The organism is Enterobacter sp. MGH 37 (assembly GCF_000534515.1).
Classification (GTDB): domain Bacteria; phylum Pseudomonadota; class Gammaproteobacteria; order Enterobacterales; family Enterobacteriaceae; genus Enterobacter; species Enterobacter kobei.
In genome coordinates this window covers 2395025-2411267 of record NZ_KI973205.1, presented here as the reverse complement: position 1 = coordinate 2411267, position 16243 = coordinate 2395025, and the positions used below count along the sequence as shown (strand labels likewise).

The window sequence follows — 16243 nt, the reverse complement described above, 5'->3', positions numbered from 1 at the left end:
GCGTGTGCAGTGTAGAGGTTTTCTGTTTGATCTGGACGGTACGCTGGTGGATTCGCTGCCGGTTGTGGAGCGTTCATGGTGCCATTGGGCTGACAGGCACGGTATCGACCATCAGGACGTACTGAATTTCATCCATGGCAAGCAGGCCATAACCTCATTGCGGCACTTCTTAGCGGGGCGTTCTGAGGAGGAGATTCAGGCGGAGTTCACATACCTGGAGCAGATTGAGGCCACCGATACGGAGGGTATCACTGCATTGCCTGGCGCACGCGAACTGCTTGAACATCTTAACGAAGCGCAGATCCCGTGGGCTATCGTCACGTCCGGCTCTGTTCCGGTCGCGCATGCCCGTCACAAAGCGGCCGGATTACCGAAGCCCGAGGTGTTCATTACCGCTGAACGCGTTAAACGCGGCAAGCCAGAGCCGGATGCGTTTCTGCTTGGCGCTGAACTGCTGGGTCTCGCTCCCGCTGAGTGCGTGGTCGTGGAAGACGCGGCGGCCGGCGTGCTGGCCGGGCTGAACGCCGGGAGTCACGTCATTGCCGTTAACGTTCCGGCGGGGTCTCCCCGGCTGAGTGAGGCGGACTTTGTGCTGGATTCCCTGACGGCACTGGCGGTGTCTAAGGCGCCCGATGGCGTTGTAACCGTCTCGCTAAAAATGTAATCCCATGATTTAGCCCCACGTTGCTGGGGCTTTTTTATGGCAAAATTCCTCATCTTCCACTGACAAGGATAGGTTGTGAACGGTGAACTGATTTGGGTCCTGAGCCTGCTTTTAATCGCCATTATTCTCTTCGCCACAGGCAAGGTGCGCATGGATGCCGTTGCCCTGTTTGTCATCGTCGCGTTTGTGCTGAGCGGCACGCTTACGCTACCGGAAGCTTTCTCCGGGTTCAGCGATCCTAACGTTATCCTGATTGCCGCCCTGTTTATTATTGGCGACGGCCTGGTGCGCACCGGTGTGGCGACCATCGTGGGCGCGTGGCTGGTTAAAGTGGCCGGCAGCAGTGAAACCAAAATGCTGATCTATCTGATGCTGACGGTTGCCGGGCTGGGGGCGTTTATGAGCTCAACGGGCGTGGTCGCTATTTTTATCCCGGTGGTACTGAGCGTCTCCATGCGGATGCAAAGCTCGCCGTCGCGACTGATGATGCCTCTGAGTTTTGCCGGTTTGATAAGCGGTATGATGACGCTGGTGGCGACGCCGCCGAACCTGGTCGTCAACAGTGAGCTGCTGCGGGAAGGTTTTCAGGGCTTCAGCTTTTTCAGCGTCACCCCGTTGGGTCTGGTGATTCTGGCGATGGGCGTGGTCTATATGCTGCTGACCCGTTTTGCCCTGAAAGGCGAGAACCAGGACAGAAACAAAGACGGGTGGAAGCGGCGCACTTTCCGCGATCTCATCAAAGAGTACCGCCTCACCGGGCGGGCTCGGCGTCTGGCCATTCGCCCCGGCTCGCCGATGGTCGGCCAGCGTCTTGACGACCTGAAACTGCGCGAGCGCTATGGGGCGAACGTGATCGGCGTGGAACGCTGGCGCCGTTTTCGCCGGGTGATCGTCAACGTCAATGGCGTATCGGAATTTCGGGCGCGTGACGTCCTGCTGATCGATATGTCCACTGCGGATGTGGATTTGCGCGAGTTCTGCAGCGAACAACTGCTGGAGCCAATGGTGCTGCGCGGGGAGTATTTCTCCGATCAGGCGCTGGATGTCGGTATGGCTGAAGTCTCGCTGATCCCCGAGTCCGAACTGTTGGGCAAAACCGTGCGCGAAATGGGGTTCCGCACCCGGTATGGTCTGAACGTCGTGGGGCTGAAGCGCGACGGCGTGGCGATGGAAGGGGCCGTCGTGGATGAACCGATCCTGCTGGGGGATATCTTCCTTGTGGTGGGAAACTGGAAGTTGATTAGCCAACTCGGGCAAAAAGGGCGTGATTTTGTGGTGCTCAACATGCCGGTTGAGGAGAGCGATGCGTCTCCGGCGCACAGCCAGGCGCCGCACGCGATTTTTTGTCTGGTGCTGATGGTCGCGCTGATGCTGACCGATGAAATTCCAAACCCCATAGCCGCCATCATTGCCTGTCTGCTGATGGGGAAATTCCGCTGTATCGACGCCGAGAGCGCTTATAAAGCCATTCACTGGCCGAGCATCATTCTTATCGTGGGGATGATGCCTTTTGCCCTCGCGCTGCAAAAAACCGGCGGGGTAGATTTAATCGTTAAAGGGCTCATGGACATGGGCGGCGGGTACGGACCGTATTTGATGATGGTGTGCCTGTTCATTATGTGCGCCACGATCGGGTTGTTTATCTCCAATACCGCCACGGCGGTGCTGATGGCACCCATTGCGCTGGCGATGGCGAAATCCATGGGCGTGTCACCCTACCCGTTTGCGATGATGGTGGCGATGGCGGCTTCCGCGGCATTTATGACGCCGGTTTCATCCCCGGTCAATACGCTGGTGCTGGGGCCAGGAAATTATAAATTCAGTGATTTTGTAAAGATTGGCGTGCCATTCACCGTGCTGGTGATGGTGGTGTGCGTGGTGTTAATTCCGGTTTTATTCCCGTTTTAGCGTGAGCGCAGAAACGTAGGCCGGGTAAGGCGAAGCCGCCACCCGGCTAAAATTACAACGGTGAATCCTGGCTAATCTCATCCAGCGATAAATGGAAGCTCGGCACAAACACCTGCATGAAGTAGTCCATCTCTTCGCTGCGGCGGGATGCCAGCGTTTTTTCCAGACGCGTTTTCGCCAGTAAAAACTCGTTATTGCCCGCAGACAACTCTTCAAGACACTTCAGATAGGCGCACAGCGCGTCGGCCTGTTTGACCAGCGACTTTTCATCTTCCGTATACTGATGCTCGTCGATGAGCGGTTCAAAGATATCGCGCAGCTCCTCCGGCACCATGTCGATCAACTTCTGCTGGGCGATTTTCTCAATGGCCTTATATTCCTGCGCAATCTGCGAGTTGAAATATTTCACCGGTGTCGGCAGATCACCGGTTAACACTTCTGACGCGTCGTGGTACATCGCCAGCAATGCGATGCGCTCGGCATTCACCTGCCCGTTAAATTTGCGGTTTTTAATGGCGGCCAGCGCGTGCGCGACCATGGCAACCTGAAGACTGTGCTCTGATACGTTCTCTGTTCGCACGTTGCGCATCAGCGGCCAGCGGTTGATGAGTTTCAGGCGGGAGAGGTGGGCAAAGAAATGACTCTGACTCATAGGTTACCTTTTGTCTTCACTGCGACAGGACTTCATTGTGCGGGGAGGGGAGGCAAGATGCAAATTTGCGGATTTTGTAGGCCGGGTAAGCGCAGCGCTACCCGGCAGAATGGCTACATTACTGATGATAACCTGAGAGGAATCGCCCGAAGCGGCTGATAGCCATTTCGAGATCGTCCTCGCGCGGCAGCGTCACGATACGCACATGGTCCGGCCACGGCCAGTTAAATGCCGTCCCCTGAACCAGCAGCACTTTTTCCTGCAACAGGAAATCGAGCACCATCTTCTGATCGTCGTGAATATTGAAGCGCTTCGCGTCGATTTTCGGGAACATATAGAGCGCCCCATTTGGCTTCACGCAGGAGACGCCCGGGATATCGTTGATCAGCTCCCACGCGCGGTTACGCTGTTCGTACAGGCGGCCTCCAGGGACGATAAACTCGCTGATGCTCTGATAGCCACCGAGCGCGGTCTGGATTGCATGCTGTGCCGGCACGTTGGCGCAAAGACGCATAGACGCCAGCATTTCCAGCCCTTCAATATAGCCTTTGGCGTGCTTTTTCGGGCCGTTGAGTACCATCCAGCCCTGGCGGAAACCGGCCACACGGTAGGTTTTAGACAGGCCGTTAAAGGTAACAGTCAACAGGTCCGGGGCCAGCGCGGCAATGGAGTGGTGTTGCGCCGCGTCATAGAGGATCTTGTCGTAAATTTCGTCGGCAAAAATGATCAGGTTGTGCTGGCGGGCGATCTCAACGATCTCCATCAACAGCTCTTTTGAGTAGACCGCGCCCGTCGGGTTGTTCGGGTTGATAATTACGATGCCGCGCGTGCGAGGGGTAATCTTCGCGCGAATATCATCCAGATCCGGGAACCAGTCAGAGGATTCGTCGCAAAGATAATGGACAGCTTTACCGCTGGACAGTGATACGGCAGCCGTCCACAGCGGATAGTCTGGCGCGGGAACCAGCATTTCGTCACCGCTGTTCAGCAGCGCCTGCATGGCCTGGACGATCAGTTCAGATACACCGTTGCCAATGTAGATATCTTCTACGGTAACGTCACGCATGCCACGAGCCTGGTAGTGCTGCATAATGGCTTTACGTGCGGAATAAAGTCCTTTTGAGTCGCAATAGCCTTGCGCTGTGGGCAGGTTGCGGATCACATCAACCAGAATCTCATCCGGCGCTTCAAAACCAAATGGCGCAGGGTTACCAATGTTGAGCTTCAGAACCTTATTGCCTTCTTCCTCAAGGCGTTTTGCCTCTTTCAGAACCGGGCCACGGATGTCATAACAGACGTTATCTAGCTTGCTGGATTTTTCGATAGGGGACATGAACCTTTAACCTTTTCGCTATTATTGCCACTCCCTGCCGTGGAAGTCAGCACGGAATAATGTACTCCCCCCACGCTTCGTTTTGAAGGGTGTGCAGTAGAAGATTTTGCGCATGTTGTGAAATTCTGGTGAATCTTTTTTGCTGTTTGTTGACGATTTTACTGTCGTAACGTATGGTCAAATGCGCTGGTTAAGGGTGATTGTGCTGAAAATCATTGTAAAAAATGGATATTATCCCGGTGTAAAATAAATGACCCGTAGAGGAGAGACAGAAGTCACGCTGCGTGACTTTTCGTAAAACCTGAGTGTTGAAAAAATCTTGCAGTAATAGCCTGCAGCGGCTAAAAGTTACTCATGTGAAAATAATGTTAAGTGTTATTAATGAATGACCTTAATCGAAATTAAAATTTATTTATTATTAACCAACAAAATGCAACTTTAGTTAATTTTAATAAAATTAGTTGAGAAGCTTAACAAAGCGCTTTACTCCTTAATATTGCAATAAGACTTATAAATAAAGTGGATTTGGGTTAAGATGTCTTTAGGTAAAGCAGATGAAAGATACCCAAATGTTGTATATCTGAAACTGGTTTTCCGATTTAATTGATTGTTATTGTTAGAGTTATCTCTGGCTGGAATGTGTAAAACATCTCCTGCTACGTTGACAGCGCTGCGATAAAGATGGCAGAAAAGGTGTCACGCCTTTAATGTAATTTACATAAACCTGCGAACATCTAAATATCCTGAACGTTTAAGAGAATAAAAATATCGTCATGAAACGTGCTTTCTGACTGTTGATATAAAGCAGCACAATAACTATCTGTCAGGCAGTCTGCCGGGCCGGGATGCGAGGGAAAATCTTCAGAGGGAATTGCTTAACTGTTACACACACAGCTTCAACCCGGGCAGCTCCGCACGAGCAACCTGAAAGTGAATAGATATGATAAATGCAAATCGTCCGATAATGAATCTCGACCTCGATCTGCTGAGAACGTTTGTTGCGGTCGCCGATCTCAACACTTTTGCAGCAGCTGCTGCCGCCGTCTGCCGAACTCAGTCCGCCGTTAGCCAGCAAATGCAGCGGCTGGAGCAACTGGTCGGTAAAGAGCTTTTTGCCCGTCACGGACGCAATAAGCTCTTAACGGAACACGGTATTCAGCTACTGGGTTATGCCAGGAAAATTCTTCGCTTTAATGATGAAGCATGTATGTCACTTATGTTTAGCAACCTTCAGGGGGTGTTAACCTTAGGGGCATCTGATGAGTCAGCGGATACGATATTACCGTTTCTTCTCAACCGAATTAGTTCGGTTTATCCGAAACTTGCGCTGGATGTGAGCGTCAAGCGCAATGCTTTTATGGTTGAGATGTTAAATGAGAATAAGGTCGATCTTGTGGTCACCACGCATCGTCCCGGGCAGTTTGATTGCCTGACGTTGCGCAGATCGCCAACGCACTGGTATTGCGCGGCTGAATATGTGTTGCAAAAAGGGGAGCCCGTTCCACTGGTTTTACTGGACGATCCGAGCCCTTTCCGCGATATGGTGCTGACGGCATTAAATGAAGCCAATATTCCATGGCGTCTGGCGTATGTAGCGTCCACGCTGCCTGCGGTGCGTGCCGCCGTCAAAGCAGGACTTGGCGTAACGGCCCGTCCGGTGGAGATGATGAGCCCTGACCTGCGCGTTCTCGGTAAATCTGATGGTCTTCCTGCGCTGCCAGATACTGAGTATCTGCTTTGCCATAATGCGTCCAGTCATAACGAGCTGGCGAAAGTGGTGTTCGAGGCGATGGAAAACTACCATAACCCGTGGCAGTACGAGCATGTTACCTCCGAAGGAGGGGATGATTCCCTGATCGTTGAAGGTGACTTTGAGTGATCAAACGCTCAAAATTCCGGTAACAAAATGTAAGTGTAAAAAAAAGCCACTCGTGTCGTTTTCGCACGCAGTGGCTTTTTTTTGTCAATATTATCCCTGTTTGACGAAGGGGCTTCATAAATAGGGTCTATTTATCAATGTCATAAATGCTTTTGCTTAAATTCTGTTCGTTTTCAGTTCTAACTTCATCCATAACCTAACGATGTTAAAAAAACAGCAAATATGTTGCTGGTTTTTTGGTTGAATTAACAAAAGCGTGTCTCAGATCAAGAAAATACTCCTATTTGGGGGGAGGAATCGTTGGCAAATCCTGTCAAAATAGGAGGGTTATTTTTTTTACTTCCAAAACGGACACGATTCAACAACCTGCATTTGACGGAAAGTCATGTACCCACCAGGGTTAAAGGGCACCAAATGTTAATGAGAATCGCTCGATGTAATTTAATGTGAAGAAACCTTTGTTAAAGTTGACAAAAGGTTATAGAAAGGAGTAAAAAACCCCATCATTTTGCTGTCTACGTCTCATTTCAGACAGTTAGTGTAAGGTTATTTGTTCCTCCCCATGAATCGATGTGATGCCTATCTGCCAGCAAGAGCAGTGTCGTCGGTATCACTTTTGATGAGTAAGCAATGAGTATGTCAACATCCACAGAAGTCATCGCTCATCACTGGGCATTCGCAATCTTTCTTATTGTAGCCATTGGCCTGTGCTGCCTGATGTTAGTCGGCGGCTGGTTCCTGGGCGGTCGCGCCCGTGCAAGGCACAAAAACACACCTTTCGAATCAGGTATTGATTCAGTAGGTTCCGCTCGCTTACGCCTGTCTGCCAAGTTCTATCTGGTAGCGATGTTCTTCGTCATCTTCGACGTGGAAGCGCTCTACCTGTTCGCATGGTCGACCTCCATCCGCGAAAGTGGTTGGGTGGGCTTTGTCGAGGCCGCAATTTTCATTTTAGTGTTACTGGCCGGTCTGGTTTATCTGGTGCGTATTGGCGCGCTTGACTGGACGCCTGCGCGTTCACGTCGTGAACACATCAACCCGGAAAACAGTATCTCTAATCGTCAGCAGTAACAGCGAGGCAATAAGATGGATTATACGCTCACCCGCATAGATCCTAACGGTGAGAATGACCGTTACCCCCTGCAAAAACAGGAGATCGTAACCGACCCCCTGGAGCAAGAAGTCAACAAAAGCGTGTACATGGGCAAACTCGAACATGCCATGCACGATATGGTCAACTGGGGTCGTAAGAACTCTATCTGGCCCTACAACTTTGGCCTTTCTTGCTGCTACGTTGAAATGGTGACGTCATTCACTGCGGTGCATGACGTTGCGCGTTTTGGCGCCGAGGTACTGCGTGCATCCCCGCGTCAGGCTGACCTGATGGTGGTAGCCGGTACCTGCTTTACCAAGATGGCACCTGTTATTCAGCGTCTTTATGACCAGATGCTGGAGCCAAAATGGGTTATTTCCATGGGCGCATGTGCAAACTCTGGCGGCATGTACGACATTTATTCCGTTGTGCAGGGCGTTGATAAGTTCATTCCGGTGGATGTTTACATCCCGGGCTGCCCGCCGCGTCCAGAAGCCTATATGCAGGCGCTGATGCTGCTGCAGGAGTCTATCGGTAAAGAGCGTCGTCCGCTTTCATGGGTTGTTGGCGATCAGGGTGTCTACCGCGCGAACATGCAATCTGAGCGCGAGCGTAAACGTGGTGAACGTATTGCCGTCACCAACCTGCGTACGCCTGACGAAATTTAATTTGCGCCTGTGGGCCTGGAGAACACCTTCGCATATCACTACTCAAATAGCGCGAAGCCAGGCTTAACAGTCACCACGGACCATTTGCAATGGTGAACAATATGACCGACTTAACCGCGCAAGAAGCCGCATGGCAGACACGGGATCATCTGGATGACCCCGTCATTGGCGAACTGCGCAACCGTTTTGGGCCGGATGCCTTTACCGTTCAGGCGACCCGCACCGGGGTACCCGTTGTTTGGGTGAAGCGTGAACAATTACTGGAAGTGGTCGATTTCCTCAAGAAATTGCCAAAACCTTACGTCATGCTGTTTGACTTACACGGCATGGATGAGCGTCTGCGTACTCACCGCCAGGGTCTCCCTGCTGCGGATTTTTCCGTTTTCTACCACCTGATCTCAATAGACCGCAACACGGATATCATGCTCAAGGTGGCATTGTCTGAAAACGACATGCATCTGCCGACGATCACCAAACTTTTCCCGAACGCGAACTGGTATGAGCGTGAAACCTGGGAAATGTTCGGCATGACCTTCGACGGCCACCCACATCTGACGCGCATCATGATGCCGCAGACCTGGACCGGCCACCCGCTGCGTAAAGACTACCCGGCACGTGCAACCGAATTCGACCCGTTTGAGCTGACCAAAGCCAAGCAGGATCTGGAGATGGAAGCACTGACCTTCAAGCCGGAAGACTGGGGCATGAAGCGCGGTACCGAAAACGAGGACTTCATGTTCCTCAACCTCGGTCCGAACCACCCGTCTGCGCACGGTGCATTCCGTATTATTCTTCAGCTTGATGGCGAAGAGATTGTCGACTGCGTTCCTGACATCGGTTACCACCACCGTGGTGCTGAGAAGATGGGCGAGCGTCAGTCCTGGCACAGCTACATTCCGTATACCGACCGTATCGAGTACCTCGGCGGTTGCGTCAACGAAATGCCTTACGTGCTGGCCGTTGAGAAACTGGCGGGTATCGTTACGCCGGATCGCGTTAACGTGATTCGCGTAATGCTGTCAGAACTGTTCCGTATTAACAGCCACCTGCTGTACATCTCCACGTTCATTCAGGACGTCGGCGCGATGACCCCGGTCTTCTTCGCCTTTACCGATCGTCAGAAAATCTACGATCTGGTGGAAGCGATTACCGGTTTCCGTATGCACCCGGCCTGGTTCCGTATCGGCGGTGTGGCACACGATCTGCCGCGCGGCTGGGATCGTCTGCTGCGTGAATTCCTTGACTGGATGCCAAAACGTCTGGCCTCTTACGAGAAAGCCGCACTGCGCAACACCATCCTGAAAGGCCGTTCCCAGGGCGTTGCTGCCTACGGCGCAAAAGAAGCGCTGGAGTGGGGGACGACAGGTGCAGGTCTGCGTGCGACCGGTATTGATTTCGACGTGCGTAAAGCCCGTCCTTACTCTGGCTATGAGAACTTCGACTTTGAAGTCCCGGTGGGCGGCGGTGTTTCCGACTGCTACACCCGCGTGATGCTGAAAGTGGAAGAACTGCGCCAGAGTCTGCGCATCCTTGAGCAGTGCCTCAACAATATGCCGGAAGGCCCGTTCAAAGCGGATCACCCGCTGACCACGCCGCCACCGAAAGAGCGCACGCTGCAACATATCGAAACCCTGATCACTCACTTCCTGCAGGTTTCCTGGGGCCCGGTCATGCCGGCGCAAGAATCCTTCCAGATGATTGAAGCGACCAAGGGTATTAACAGTTACTACCTGACCAGTGACGGCAGCACCATGAGCTACCGTACCCGCGTGCGTACGCCGAGCTTTGCGCACCTGCAGCAGATCCCGTCCGCCATTCGCGGCAGTCTGGTCTCCGACCTGATTGTGTATCTGGGTAGTATCGATTTTGTTATGTCAGATGTGGACCGCTAATTATGCACGAGAATCAACAACCACAAACCGAGGCTTTTGAGCTGAGTGACGCAGAGCGTGCCGCCATTGAGCACGAGATGCACCACTACGAAGACCCGCGTGCGGCGTCCATTGAAGCGCTGAAAATCGTACAGAAACAGCGTGGTTGGGTGCCGGATGGGGCGATCTACGCGATCGCAAAAGTGCTGGGTATTCCGGCCAGTGACGTAGAAGGCGTAGCCACGTTCTACAGCCAGATCTTCCGTCAGCCGGTGGGCCGCCATGTGATCCGCTACTGTGACAGCGTGGTCTGCCACATTACCGGTTATCAGGGCATTCAGGCTGCCATTGAGAAGAAACTCAATATCAAGCCGGGCCAGACCACGTTCGATGGTCGCTTTACTCTGCTGCCAACCTGCTGCCTGGGTAACTGCGACAAGGGGCCGACCATGATGATTGATGAGGATACTCACAGCCATCTGACGCCGGAAGCGATTCCTGACCTGCTGGAGCAGTACAAATGAAAACTGTAATTCGTACTGCTGAGACGCATCCGCTGACCTGGCGTCTGCGTGATGATAAACAGCCGGTATGGCTCGACGAATACCAGAGCAAAAACGGCTATGCCGGTGCGCGTAAAGCCCTTGGCGGCATGGCGCCGGACGACATCGTTAACGCGGTGAAAGAGTCGGGTCTGAAAGGCCGCGGCGGCGCAGGTTTCTCCACCGGTCTGAAGTGGAGCCTGATGCCGAAAGACGAATCCATGAACATCCGTTACCTGCTGTGTAACGCGGATGAAATGGAGCCGGGCACCTATAAAGACCGCCTGCTGATGGAACAGCTGCCGCACCTGCTGGTGGAAGGCATGCTGATCTCCGCGTTTGCGCTGAAAGCCTACCGTGGCTACATCTTCCTGCGCGGTGAGTACATCGAAGCGGCGGAAAACCTGCGTCGTGCGATTGCCGAAGCCACCGAAGCCGGCCTGCTGGGTAAAAACATCCTGGGCACGGGTTTTGACTTCGAACTGTTTGTGCACACCGGTGCCGGGCGATATATCTGCGGTGAAGAGACCGCGCTGATTAACTCCCTGGAAGGCCGCCGCGCGAACCCGCGTTCCAAGCCACCGTTCCCGGCAAGCTCCGGCGTATGGGGTAAACCGACCTGCGTCAATAACGTTGAAACCCTGTGTAACGTTCCAGCTATCCTCGCCAACGGCGTGGAGTGGTATCAGGGCATCTCCTCAAGCAAAGATGCCGGTACCAAGCTGATGGGCTTCTCCGGTCGCGTTAAAAATCCTGGCGTCTGGGAACTGCCGTTCGGTACCACCGCACGTGAAATTCTTGAAGACTACGCTGGCGGCATGCGTGATGGCCTGAAATTCAAAGCCTGGCAGCCGGGTGGGGCAGGGACAGACTTCCTGACCGAAGCCCATCTTGACCTGCCAATGGAATTCGAAAGCATTGGTAAAGCAGGCAGCCGTCTGGGTACGGCGCTGGCGATGGCCGTCGACCACGAGATCGGCATGGTTTCGCTGGTGCGTAACCTGGAAGAGTTCTTTGCCCGCGAGTCCTGCGGCTGGTGTACACCTTGCCGTGACGGACTGCCGTGGAGCGTGAAGATCCTGCGTGCTATCGAACGCGGCGAAGGTCAGCCGGGCGATATCGAGACACTTGAGCAACTGTGTCGATTCCTTGGCCCGGGTAAAACCTTCTGTGCCCACGCACCGGGTGCCGTCGAGCCGCTGCAGAGCGCGATTAAATATTTCCGCGACGAATTCGAAGCAGGCATCAAGCAGCCGTTCAGCAATACCCATTCTATCAATGGGATTCAGCCGAACCTGCTGAAAGCACGCTGGTAAAGACAGAATTTTGATTAACGCTCGGTTACGACCGAGCCAACTGGAAGCATGCTAATGGCTACGATTCATGTAGACGGCAAAGAATACGAAGTCAACGGGGCGGACAACCTTCTGGAAGCTTGTCTGTCTCTTGGCCTCGATATTCCGTACTTTTGCTGGCATCCGGCGCTGGGCAGCGTCGGTGCTTGCCGCCAGTGTGCGGTGAAGCAATATCAAAACGCGGAAGACACGCGTGGTCGCCTGGTGATGTCCTGTATGACGCCAGCCACCGAAGGCACCTTTATTTCGATTGATGACGAAGAAGCCAAACAGTTCCGCGAAAGCGTGGTGGAGTGGTTGATGACCAACCACCCGCACGACTGTCCGGTCTGTGAAGAGGGCGGTAACTGCCACCTTCAGGATATGACCGTAATGACAGGTCACAGCTTCCGTCGCTATCGCTTTACTAAACGTACCCACCGTAACCAGGATCTGGGGCCGTTCATCTCTCACGAAATGAACCGCTGCATCGCCTGCTACCGCTGCGTGCGTTACTACAAAGACTACGCAGACGGTCAGGATCTGGGCGTGTATGGCGCGCATGACAACGTCTACTTCGGTCGCCCGGAAGACGGAACGCTGGAAAGCGAGTTCTCCGGTAACCTGGTAGAAATCTGCCCGACCGGCGTATTCACGGATAAAACCCACTCCGAGCGTTACAACCGTAAATGGGACATGCAGTTTGCGCCTAGCATCTGCCAGCAGTGTTCCCTCGGCTGTAACACCAGCCCGGGTGAGCGTTACGGCGAACTGCGTCGTATCGAAAACCGTTACAACGGTACCGTTAACCACTACTTCCTGTGCGACCGCGGTCGTTTCGGCTATGGCTATGTGAACCTGAAAGACCGTCCGCGTCAGCCGGTTCAGCGCCGTGGTGACGACTTCATTACCCTGAACGCTGAGCAGGCGATGCAGGGCGCGGCAGATATTCTGCGTCAGTCTAAGAAAGTGATCGGTATCGGTTCCCCGCGCGCCAGCATCGAAAGCAACTTCGCGCTGCGTGAGCTGGTTGGGGCTGAGAACTTCTATACCGGCATCGCCGAGGGCGAGCAGGAACGTCTCCAGCTGGTTCTGAAAGTGCTGCGTGAAGGCGGTATTCATACCCCTGCGCTGCGCGAAATTGAATCCTACGATGCGGTTCTGGTGCTGGGTGAAGACTTGACTCAGACCGGCGCACGCGCGGCTCTGGCGGTTCGTCAGGCGGTGAAAGGAAAAGCACGTGAAATGGCTGCCGCGCAGAAAGTGGCTGACTGGCAGATTGCGGCGATCCTGAACATCGGTCAGCGTGCGAAGCATCCTCTGTTTGTGACCAACGTCGACAACACCCGTCTGGACGATATCGCTGCGTGGACCTACTGCGCGCCGGTTGAAGATCAGGCACGCCTTGGCTTTGCCATCGCCCACGCGCTGGACAACAACTCTCCCGCCGTTGAACTGGATCGCGATCTGCAAAACAAGGTTGACGTGATTGTTCAGGCTTTGGCAGGTGCGAAGAAACCGCTGATTATTTCCGGTACCAACGCCGGTAGCGCGGAGATCATTCAGGCGGCAGCTAACGTGGCTAAAGCGCTGAAAGGCCGTGGTGCAGATGTTGGTGTGACCATGATTGCCCGTGCGGTGAACAGCATCGGTCTGGGTATGATTGGCGGCGGCTCGCTGGAAGCGGCGTTAAGCGAACTGGAGTCTGGTTCTGCGGATGCCGTTGTGGTGCTGGAAAATGACCTGCATCGCCATGCTTCTGCCGCTCGCGTTGACGCCGCGCTCTCCAAAGCGCCGCTGGTCATGGTCATCGACCATCAGCGCACCGCGATCATGGACAAAGCACACCTGGTGCTCTCTGCGGCAAGCTTCGCAGAAAGTGACGGTACCGTTATCAACAACGAAGGTCGCGCACAGCGTTTCTTCCAGGTCTATGATCCGGCGTACTACGACAGCAACACCGTGATGCTGGAAAGCTGGCGCTGGCTGCACTCCCTGCACAGCACCGTACAGAGCCGTGAAGTGGACTGGACGCAGCTTGACCACGTTATCGACGCGGTGGTGGAAAAACTGCCTCAGCTGGCGGGCATTAAAGATGCAGCCCCTGAAGCAAGCTTCCGTATTCGCGGCCAGAAACTGGCACGTGAACCGCACCGCTACAGTGGCCGTACCGCAATGCGTGCCAACATCAGCGTACACGAACCGCGTCAGCCGCAGGATAAAGACACCATGTTCGCCTTCTCAATGGAAGGGAACAACCAGCCGTCTGCGCCGCGTTCGCAAATCCCGTTCGCATGGGCTCCGGGCTGGAACTCCCCGCAGGCGTGGAACAAGTTCCAGGCTGAAGTGGGCGGTTCCCTGCGCCACGGCGATCCGGGCGTGCGTCTGATTGAAGCGTCTGAAACCGGGCTGGATTTCTTCACGACCGTGCCAGCAAGCTTCCAGGCCCAGGACGGTAGCTGGCGTATTGCGCCGTACTACCATCTGTTCGGTAGCGACGAGCTGTCCCAGCGTTCACCTGTCTTCCAGACCCGTATGCCGCAGCCGTACATCAAGCTCAACCCGGCGGATGCCGCAAAGCTTGGCGTTAACGCGGGTGCGAATATTGCCTTTAGCTATGACGGCCAGACCATCAGCCTGCCGCTGATTATCTCTGAAAGCCTGACAGCAGGGCAGGTGGGTCTGCCGATGGGTATGCCAGGCATCGCGCCGGTTCTGGCGGGTGCGCGTCTTGATAATCTGCAGGAGGCAAAAGCATGAGTTGGTTAACGCCGGATCTTATCGACATCCTGCTGAGCATTCTGAAAGCGATTGTTATCCTGCTGGTGGTGGTCACCTGCGGCGCGTTCATGAGCTTCGGTGAACGTCGTCTGCTCGGTCTGTTCCAGAACCGTTACGGACCGAACCGCGTGGGCTGGGGTGGTTCACTCCAGCTGGTCGCGGACATGATCAAGATGTTCTTTAAAGAGGACTGGATCCCGCGCTTCTCGGACCGCGTGATCTTTACGCTGGCGCCGATGATCGCCTTCACCTCGCTGCTGCTGGCATTTGCTATCGTTCCCGTTAGCCCGACCTGGGTGGTCGCTGACCTGAACATCGGCATTCTGTTCTTCCTGATGATGGCAGGCCTCGCGGTTTACGCGGTCCTGTTCGCAGGCTGGTCCAGTAACAACAAATACTCGCTGCTGGGTGCGATGCGTGCTTCCGCGCAGACGCTGAGCTACGAAGTGTTCCTGGGACTCTCCCTGATGGGCGTGGTGGCGCAGGCCGGTTCATTCAACATGACCGACATCGTCAACAACCAGGCTGACATCTGGAACGTTATCCCGCAGTTCTTTGGTTTTATTACCTTTGCTATCGCGGGCGTGGCAGTGTGTCACCGTCACCCGTTTGACCAGCCAGAAGCCGAACAGGAACTGGCCGATGGTTACCACATCGAATATTCCGGTATGAAGTTCGGTCTGTTCTTCGTGGGCGAGTACATCGGTATCGTCACCATTTCCGCGTTGATGGTAACGCTGTTCTTTGGTGGCTGGCATGGCCCGTTCTTACCGCCGTTCATCTGGTTCGCGCTGAAAACCGCGTTCTTCATGATGATGTTCATTTTGATTCGCGCAGCGTTACCGCGTCCACGTTATGACCAGGTAATGTCCTTCGGCTGGAAAGTATGCCTGCCGCTGACGCTCGTCAACTTGTTGGTAACGGCAGCTGTCATTCTCTGGCAGCAGCCATAAGGGGCTATAGACCATGACCTTAAAAGAATTACTGGTAGGCTTCGGTACCCAGGTACGCAGTATCTGGATGATCGGCCTGCACGCGTTTGCCAAACGCGAAACCCGGATGTACCCGGAAGAGCCGGTATATCTGCCGCCGCGCTACCGTGGCCGTATCGTGCTGACGCGCGACCCGGACGGTTCCGAGCGCTGCGTTGCCTGTAACCTGTGTGCGGTAGCGTGTCCGGTCGGCTGTATCTCTCTGCAGAAAGCAGAGACGGTAGATGGCCGCTGGTACCCTGAGTTCTTCCGCATCAACTTCTCACGCTGCATTTTCTGTGGTCTGTGTGAAGAAGCGTGCCCAACCACGGCGATTCAGCTGACTCCAGACTTCGAGCTGGGTGAGTACAAGCGTCAGGACCTGGTGTACGAGAAAGAGGATCTGCTGATTTCCGGTCCGGGCAAATACCCGGAATATAACTTCTACCGGATGGCGGGTATGGCAATCGACGGTAAAGATAAGGGCGAAGCAGAGAACGAAGCTAAGCCTATCGACGTCAAGAGCCTGTTACCGTAAGGAGAGGGC

General features: G+C 54.2%; 13 protein-coding genes. 11 read left to right on the top strand and 2 right to left on the bottom strand.

The genetic code is table 11. The annotated features are described in order from the left end of the window. Window positions 1-4: 4 nt before the first annotated feature. Together L383_RS12370 and L383_RS12375 are read left to right on the top strand one after the other, a co-directional pair. The gene (locus L383_RS12370) at window positions 5-664 is read left to right on the top strand and encodes a sugar phosphatase (protein ID WP_023330970.1); all 660 of its coding nucleotides are present in this window, start codon (window positions 5-7) and stop codon (window positions 662-664) included. A gap of 75 nt (window positions 665-739) precedes the next feature. Continuing rightward, window positions 740-2572 (top strand): SLC13 family permease, encoded by a 1833-nt coding sequence (locus L383_RS12375; RefSeq protein WP_023330969.1) that lies wholly within the window; start codon window positions 740-742, stop codon window positions 2570-2572. Between the two features lie 52 nt (window positions 2573-2624). Here L383_RS12375 and yfbR read toward each other — a convergent pair whose 3' ends face one another. Further along, window positions 2625-3224, bottom strand: coding sequence for a 5'-deoxynucleotidase (gene yfbR, locus L383_RS12380; protein WP_023330968.1), 600 nt, complete (start codon window positions 3222-3224; stop codon window positions 2625-2627). A 118-nt stretch (window positions 3225-3342) separates the two neighbouring features. Further along, a complete protein-coding gene (gene alaA, locus L383_RS12385) occupies window positions 3343-4557 on the bottom strand; it encodes an alanine transaminase AlaA (protein ID WP_003861471.1) in 1215 nt (404 codons plus the stop codon). 940 nt (window positions 4558-5497) lie between these two features. Between alaA and lrhA the strand changes: the two genes are divergently transcribed. The 9 genes from lrhA (at window position 5498) to nuoI (ending at window position 16234) form a co-directional block, all read left to right on the top strand. Then, the gene (gene lrhA, locus L383_RS12390) at window positions 5498-6436 is read left to right on the top strand and encodes a transcriptional regulator LrhA (protein ID WP_014884638.1); all 939 of its coding nucleotides are present in this window, start codon (window positions 5498-5500) and stop codon (window positions 6434-6436) included. A gap of 630 nt (window positions 6437-7066) precedes the next feature. Then, entirely contained in the window at window positions 7067-7507 is a 441-nt protein-coding gene (nuoA, locus tag L383_RS12395; RefSeq protein ID WP_014171000.1) for an NADH-quinone oxidoreductase subunit NuoA, read from the top strand. Between the two features lie 15 nt (window positions 7508-7522). Beyond that, on the top strand, window positions 7523-8197 hold the full coding sequence (gene nuoB / locus L383_RS12400) for an NADH-quinone oxidoreductase subunit NuoB (RefSeq protein WP_003861482.1): 675 nt from the start codon (window positions 7523-7525) through the stop codon (window positions 8195-8197). A gap of 89 nt (window positions 8198-8286) precedes the next feature. After that, window positions 8287-10089 (top strand): NADH-quinone oxidoreductase subunit C/D, encoded by a 1803-nt coding sequence (nuoC, locus tag L383_RS12405; RefSeq protein WP_014884637.1) that lies wholly within the window; start codon window positions 8287-8289, stop codon window positions 10087-10089. Window positions 10090-10091: 2 nt separating this feature from the next. Next, window positions 10092-10592 carry an NADH-quinone oxidoreductase subunit NuoE gene (nuoE, locus tag L383_RS12410; RefSeq protein WP_014884636.1) on the top strand — a complete coding sequence of 167 codons (501 nt, stop codon included), beginning with the start codon at window positions 10092-10094 and terminating at the stop codon, window positions 10590-10592. Next, a complete protein-coding gene (gene nuoF, locus L383_RS12415) occupies window positions 10589-11926 on the top strand; it encodes an NADH-quinone oxidoreductase subunit NuoF (RefSeq protein ID WP_003861487.1) in 1338 nt (445 codons plus the stop codon). Before nuoE ends, nuoF begins: the two co-directional genes overlap by 4 nt. Before the next feature lie 54 nt (window positions 11927-11980). Beyond that, the gene (nuoG, locus tag L383_RS12420) at window positions 11981-14704 is read left to right on the top strand and encodes an NADH-quinone oxidoreductase subunit NuoG (protein ID WP_023330966.1); all 2724 of its coding nucleotides are present in this window, start codon (window positions 11981-11983) and stop codon (window positions 14702-14704) included. Further along, on the top strand, window positions 14701-15678 hold the full coding sequence (gene nuoH / locus L383_RS12425; RefSeq protein WP_008500211.1) for an NADH-quinone oxidoreductase subunit NuoH: 978 nt from the start codon (window positions 14701-14703) through the stop codon (window positions 15676-15678). The genes nuoG and nuoH overlap by 4 nt, the downstream gene beginning before the upstream one ends. A 13-nt stretch (window positions 15679-15691) precedes the next feature. Next, entirely contained in the window at window positions 15692-16234 is a 543-nt protein-coding gene (gene nuoI / locus L383_RS12430) for an NADH-quinone oxidoreductase subunit NuoI (protein WP_003861491.1), read from the top strand. Window positions 16235-16243 lie beyond the last annotated feature (9 nt).

Excerpts from the sequence above, each read along its gene's own strand:
- alaA (WP_003861471.1), bottom strand. The coding sequence starts at position 4,557 with ATGTCCCCTATCGAAAAATCCAGCAAGCTAGATAACGTCTGTTATGAC.
- nuoE (WP_014884636.1), top strand. The coding sequence starts at position 10,092 with ATGCACGAGAATCAACAACCACAAACCGAGGCTTTTGAGCTGAGTGAC.
- nuoH (WP_008500211.1), top strand. The coding sequence starts at position 14,701 with ATGAGTTGGTTAACGCCGGATCTTATCGACATCCTGCTGAGCATTCTG.
- nuoB (WP_003861482.1), top strand. The coding sequence starts at position 7,523 with ATGGATTATACGCTCACCCGCATAGATCCTAACGGTGAGAATGACCGT.
- nuoA (WP_014171000.1), top strand. The coding sequence starts at position 7,067 with ATGAGTATGTCAACATCCACAGAAGTCATCGCTCATCACTGGGCATTC.
- yfbR (WP_023330968.1), bottom strand. The coding sequence starts at position 3,224 with ATGAGTCAGAGTCATTTCTTTGCCCACCTCTCCCGCCTGAAACTCATC.
- nuoG (WP_023330966.1), top strand. The coding sequence starts at position 11,981 with ATGGCTACGATTCATGTAGACGGCAAAGAATACGAAGTCAACGGGGCG.
- nuoF (WP_003861487.1), top strand. The coding sequence starts at position 10,589 with ATGAAAACTGTAATTCGTACTGCTGAGACGCATCCGCTGACCTGGCGT.
- nuoI (WP_003861491.1), top strand. The coding sequence starts at position 15,692 with ATGACCTTAAAAGAATTACTGGTAGGCTTCGGTACCCAGGTACGCAGT.
- lrhA (WP_014884638.1), top strand. The coding sequence starts at position 5,498 with ATGATAAATGCAAATCGTCCGATAATGAATCTCGACCTCGATCTGCTG.
- nuoC (WP_014884637.1), top strand. The coding sequence starts at position 8,287 with ATGGTGAACAATATGACCGACTTAACCGCGCAAGAAGCCGCATGGCAG.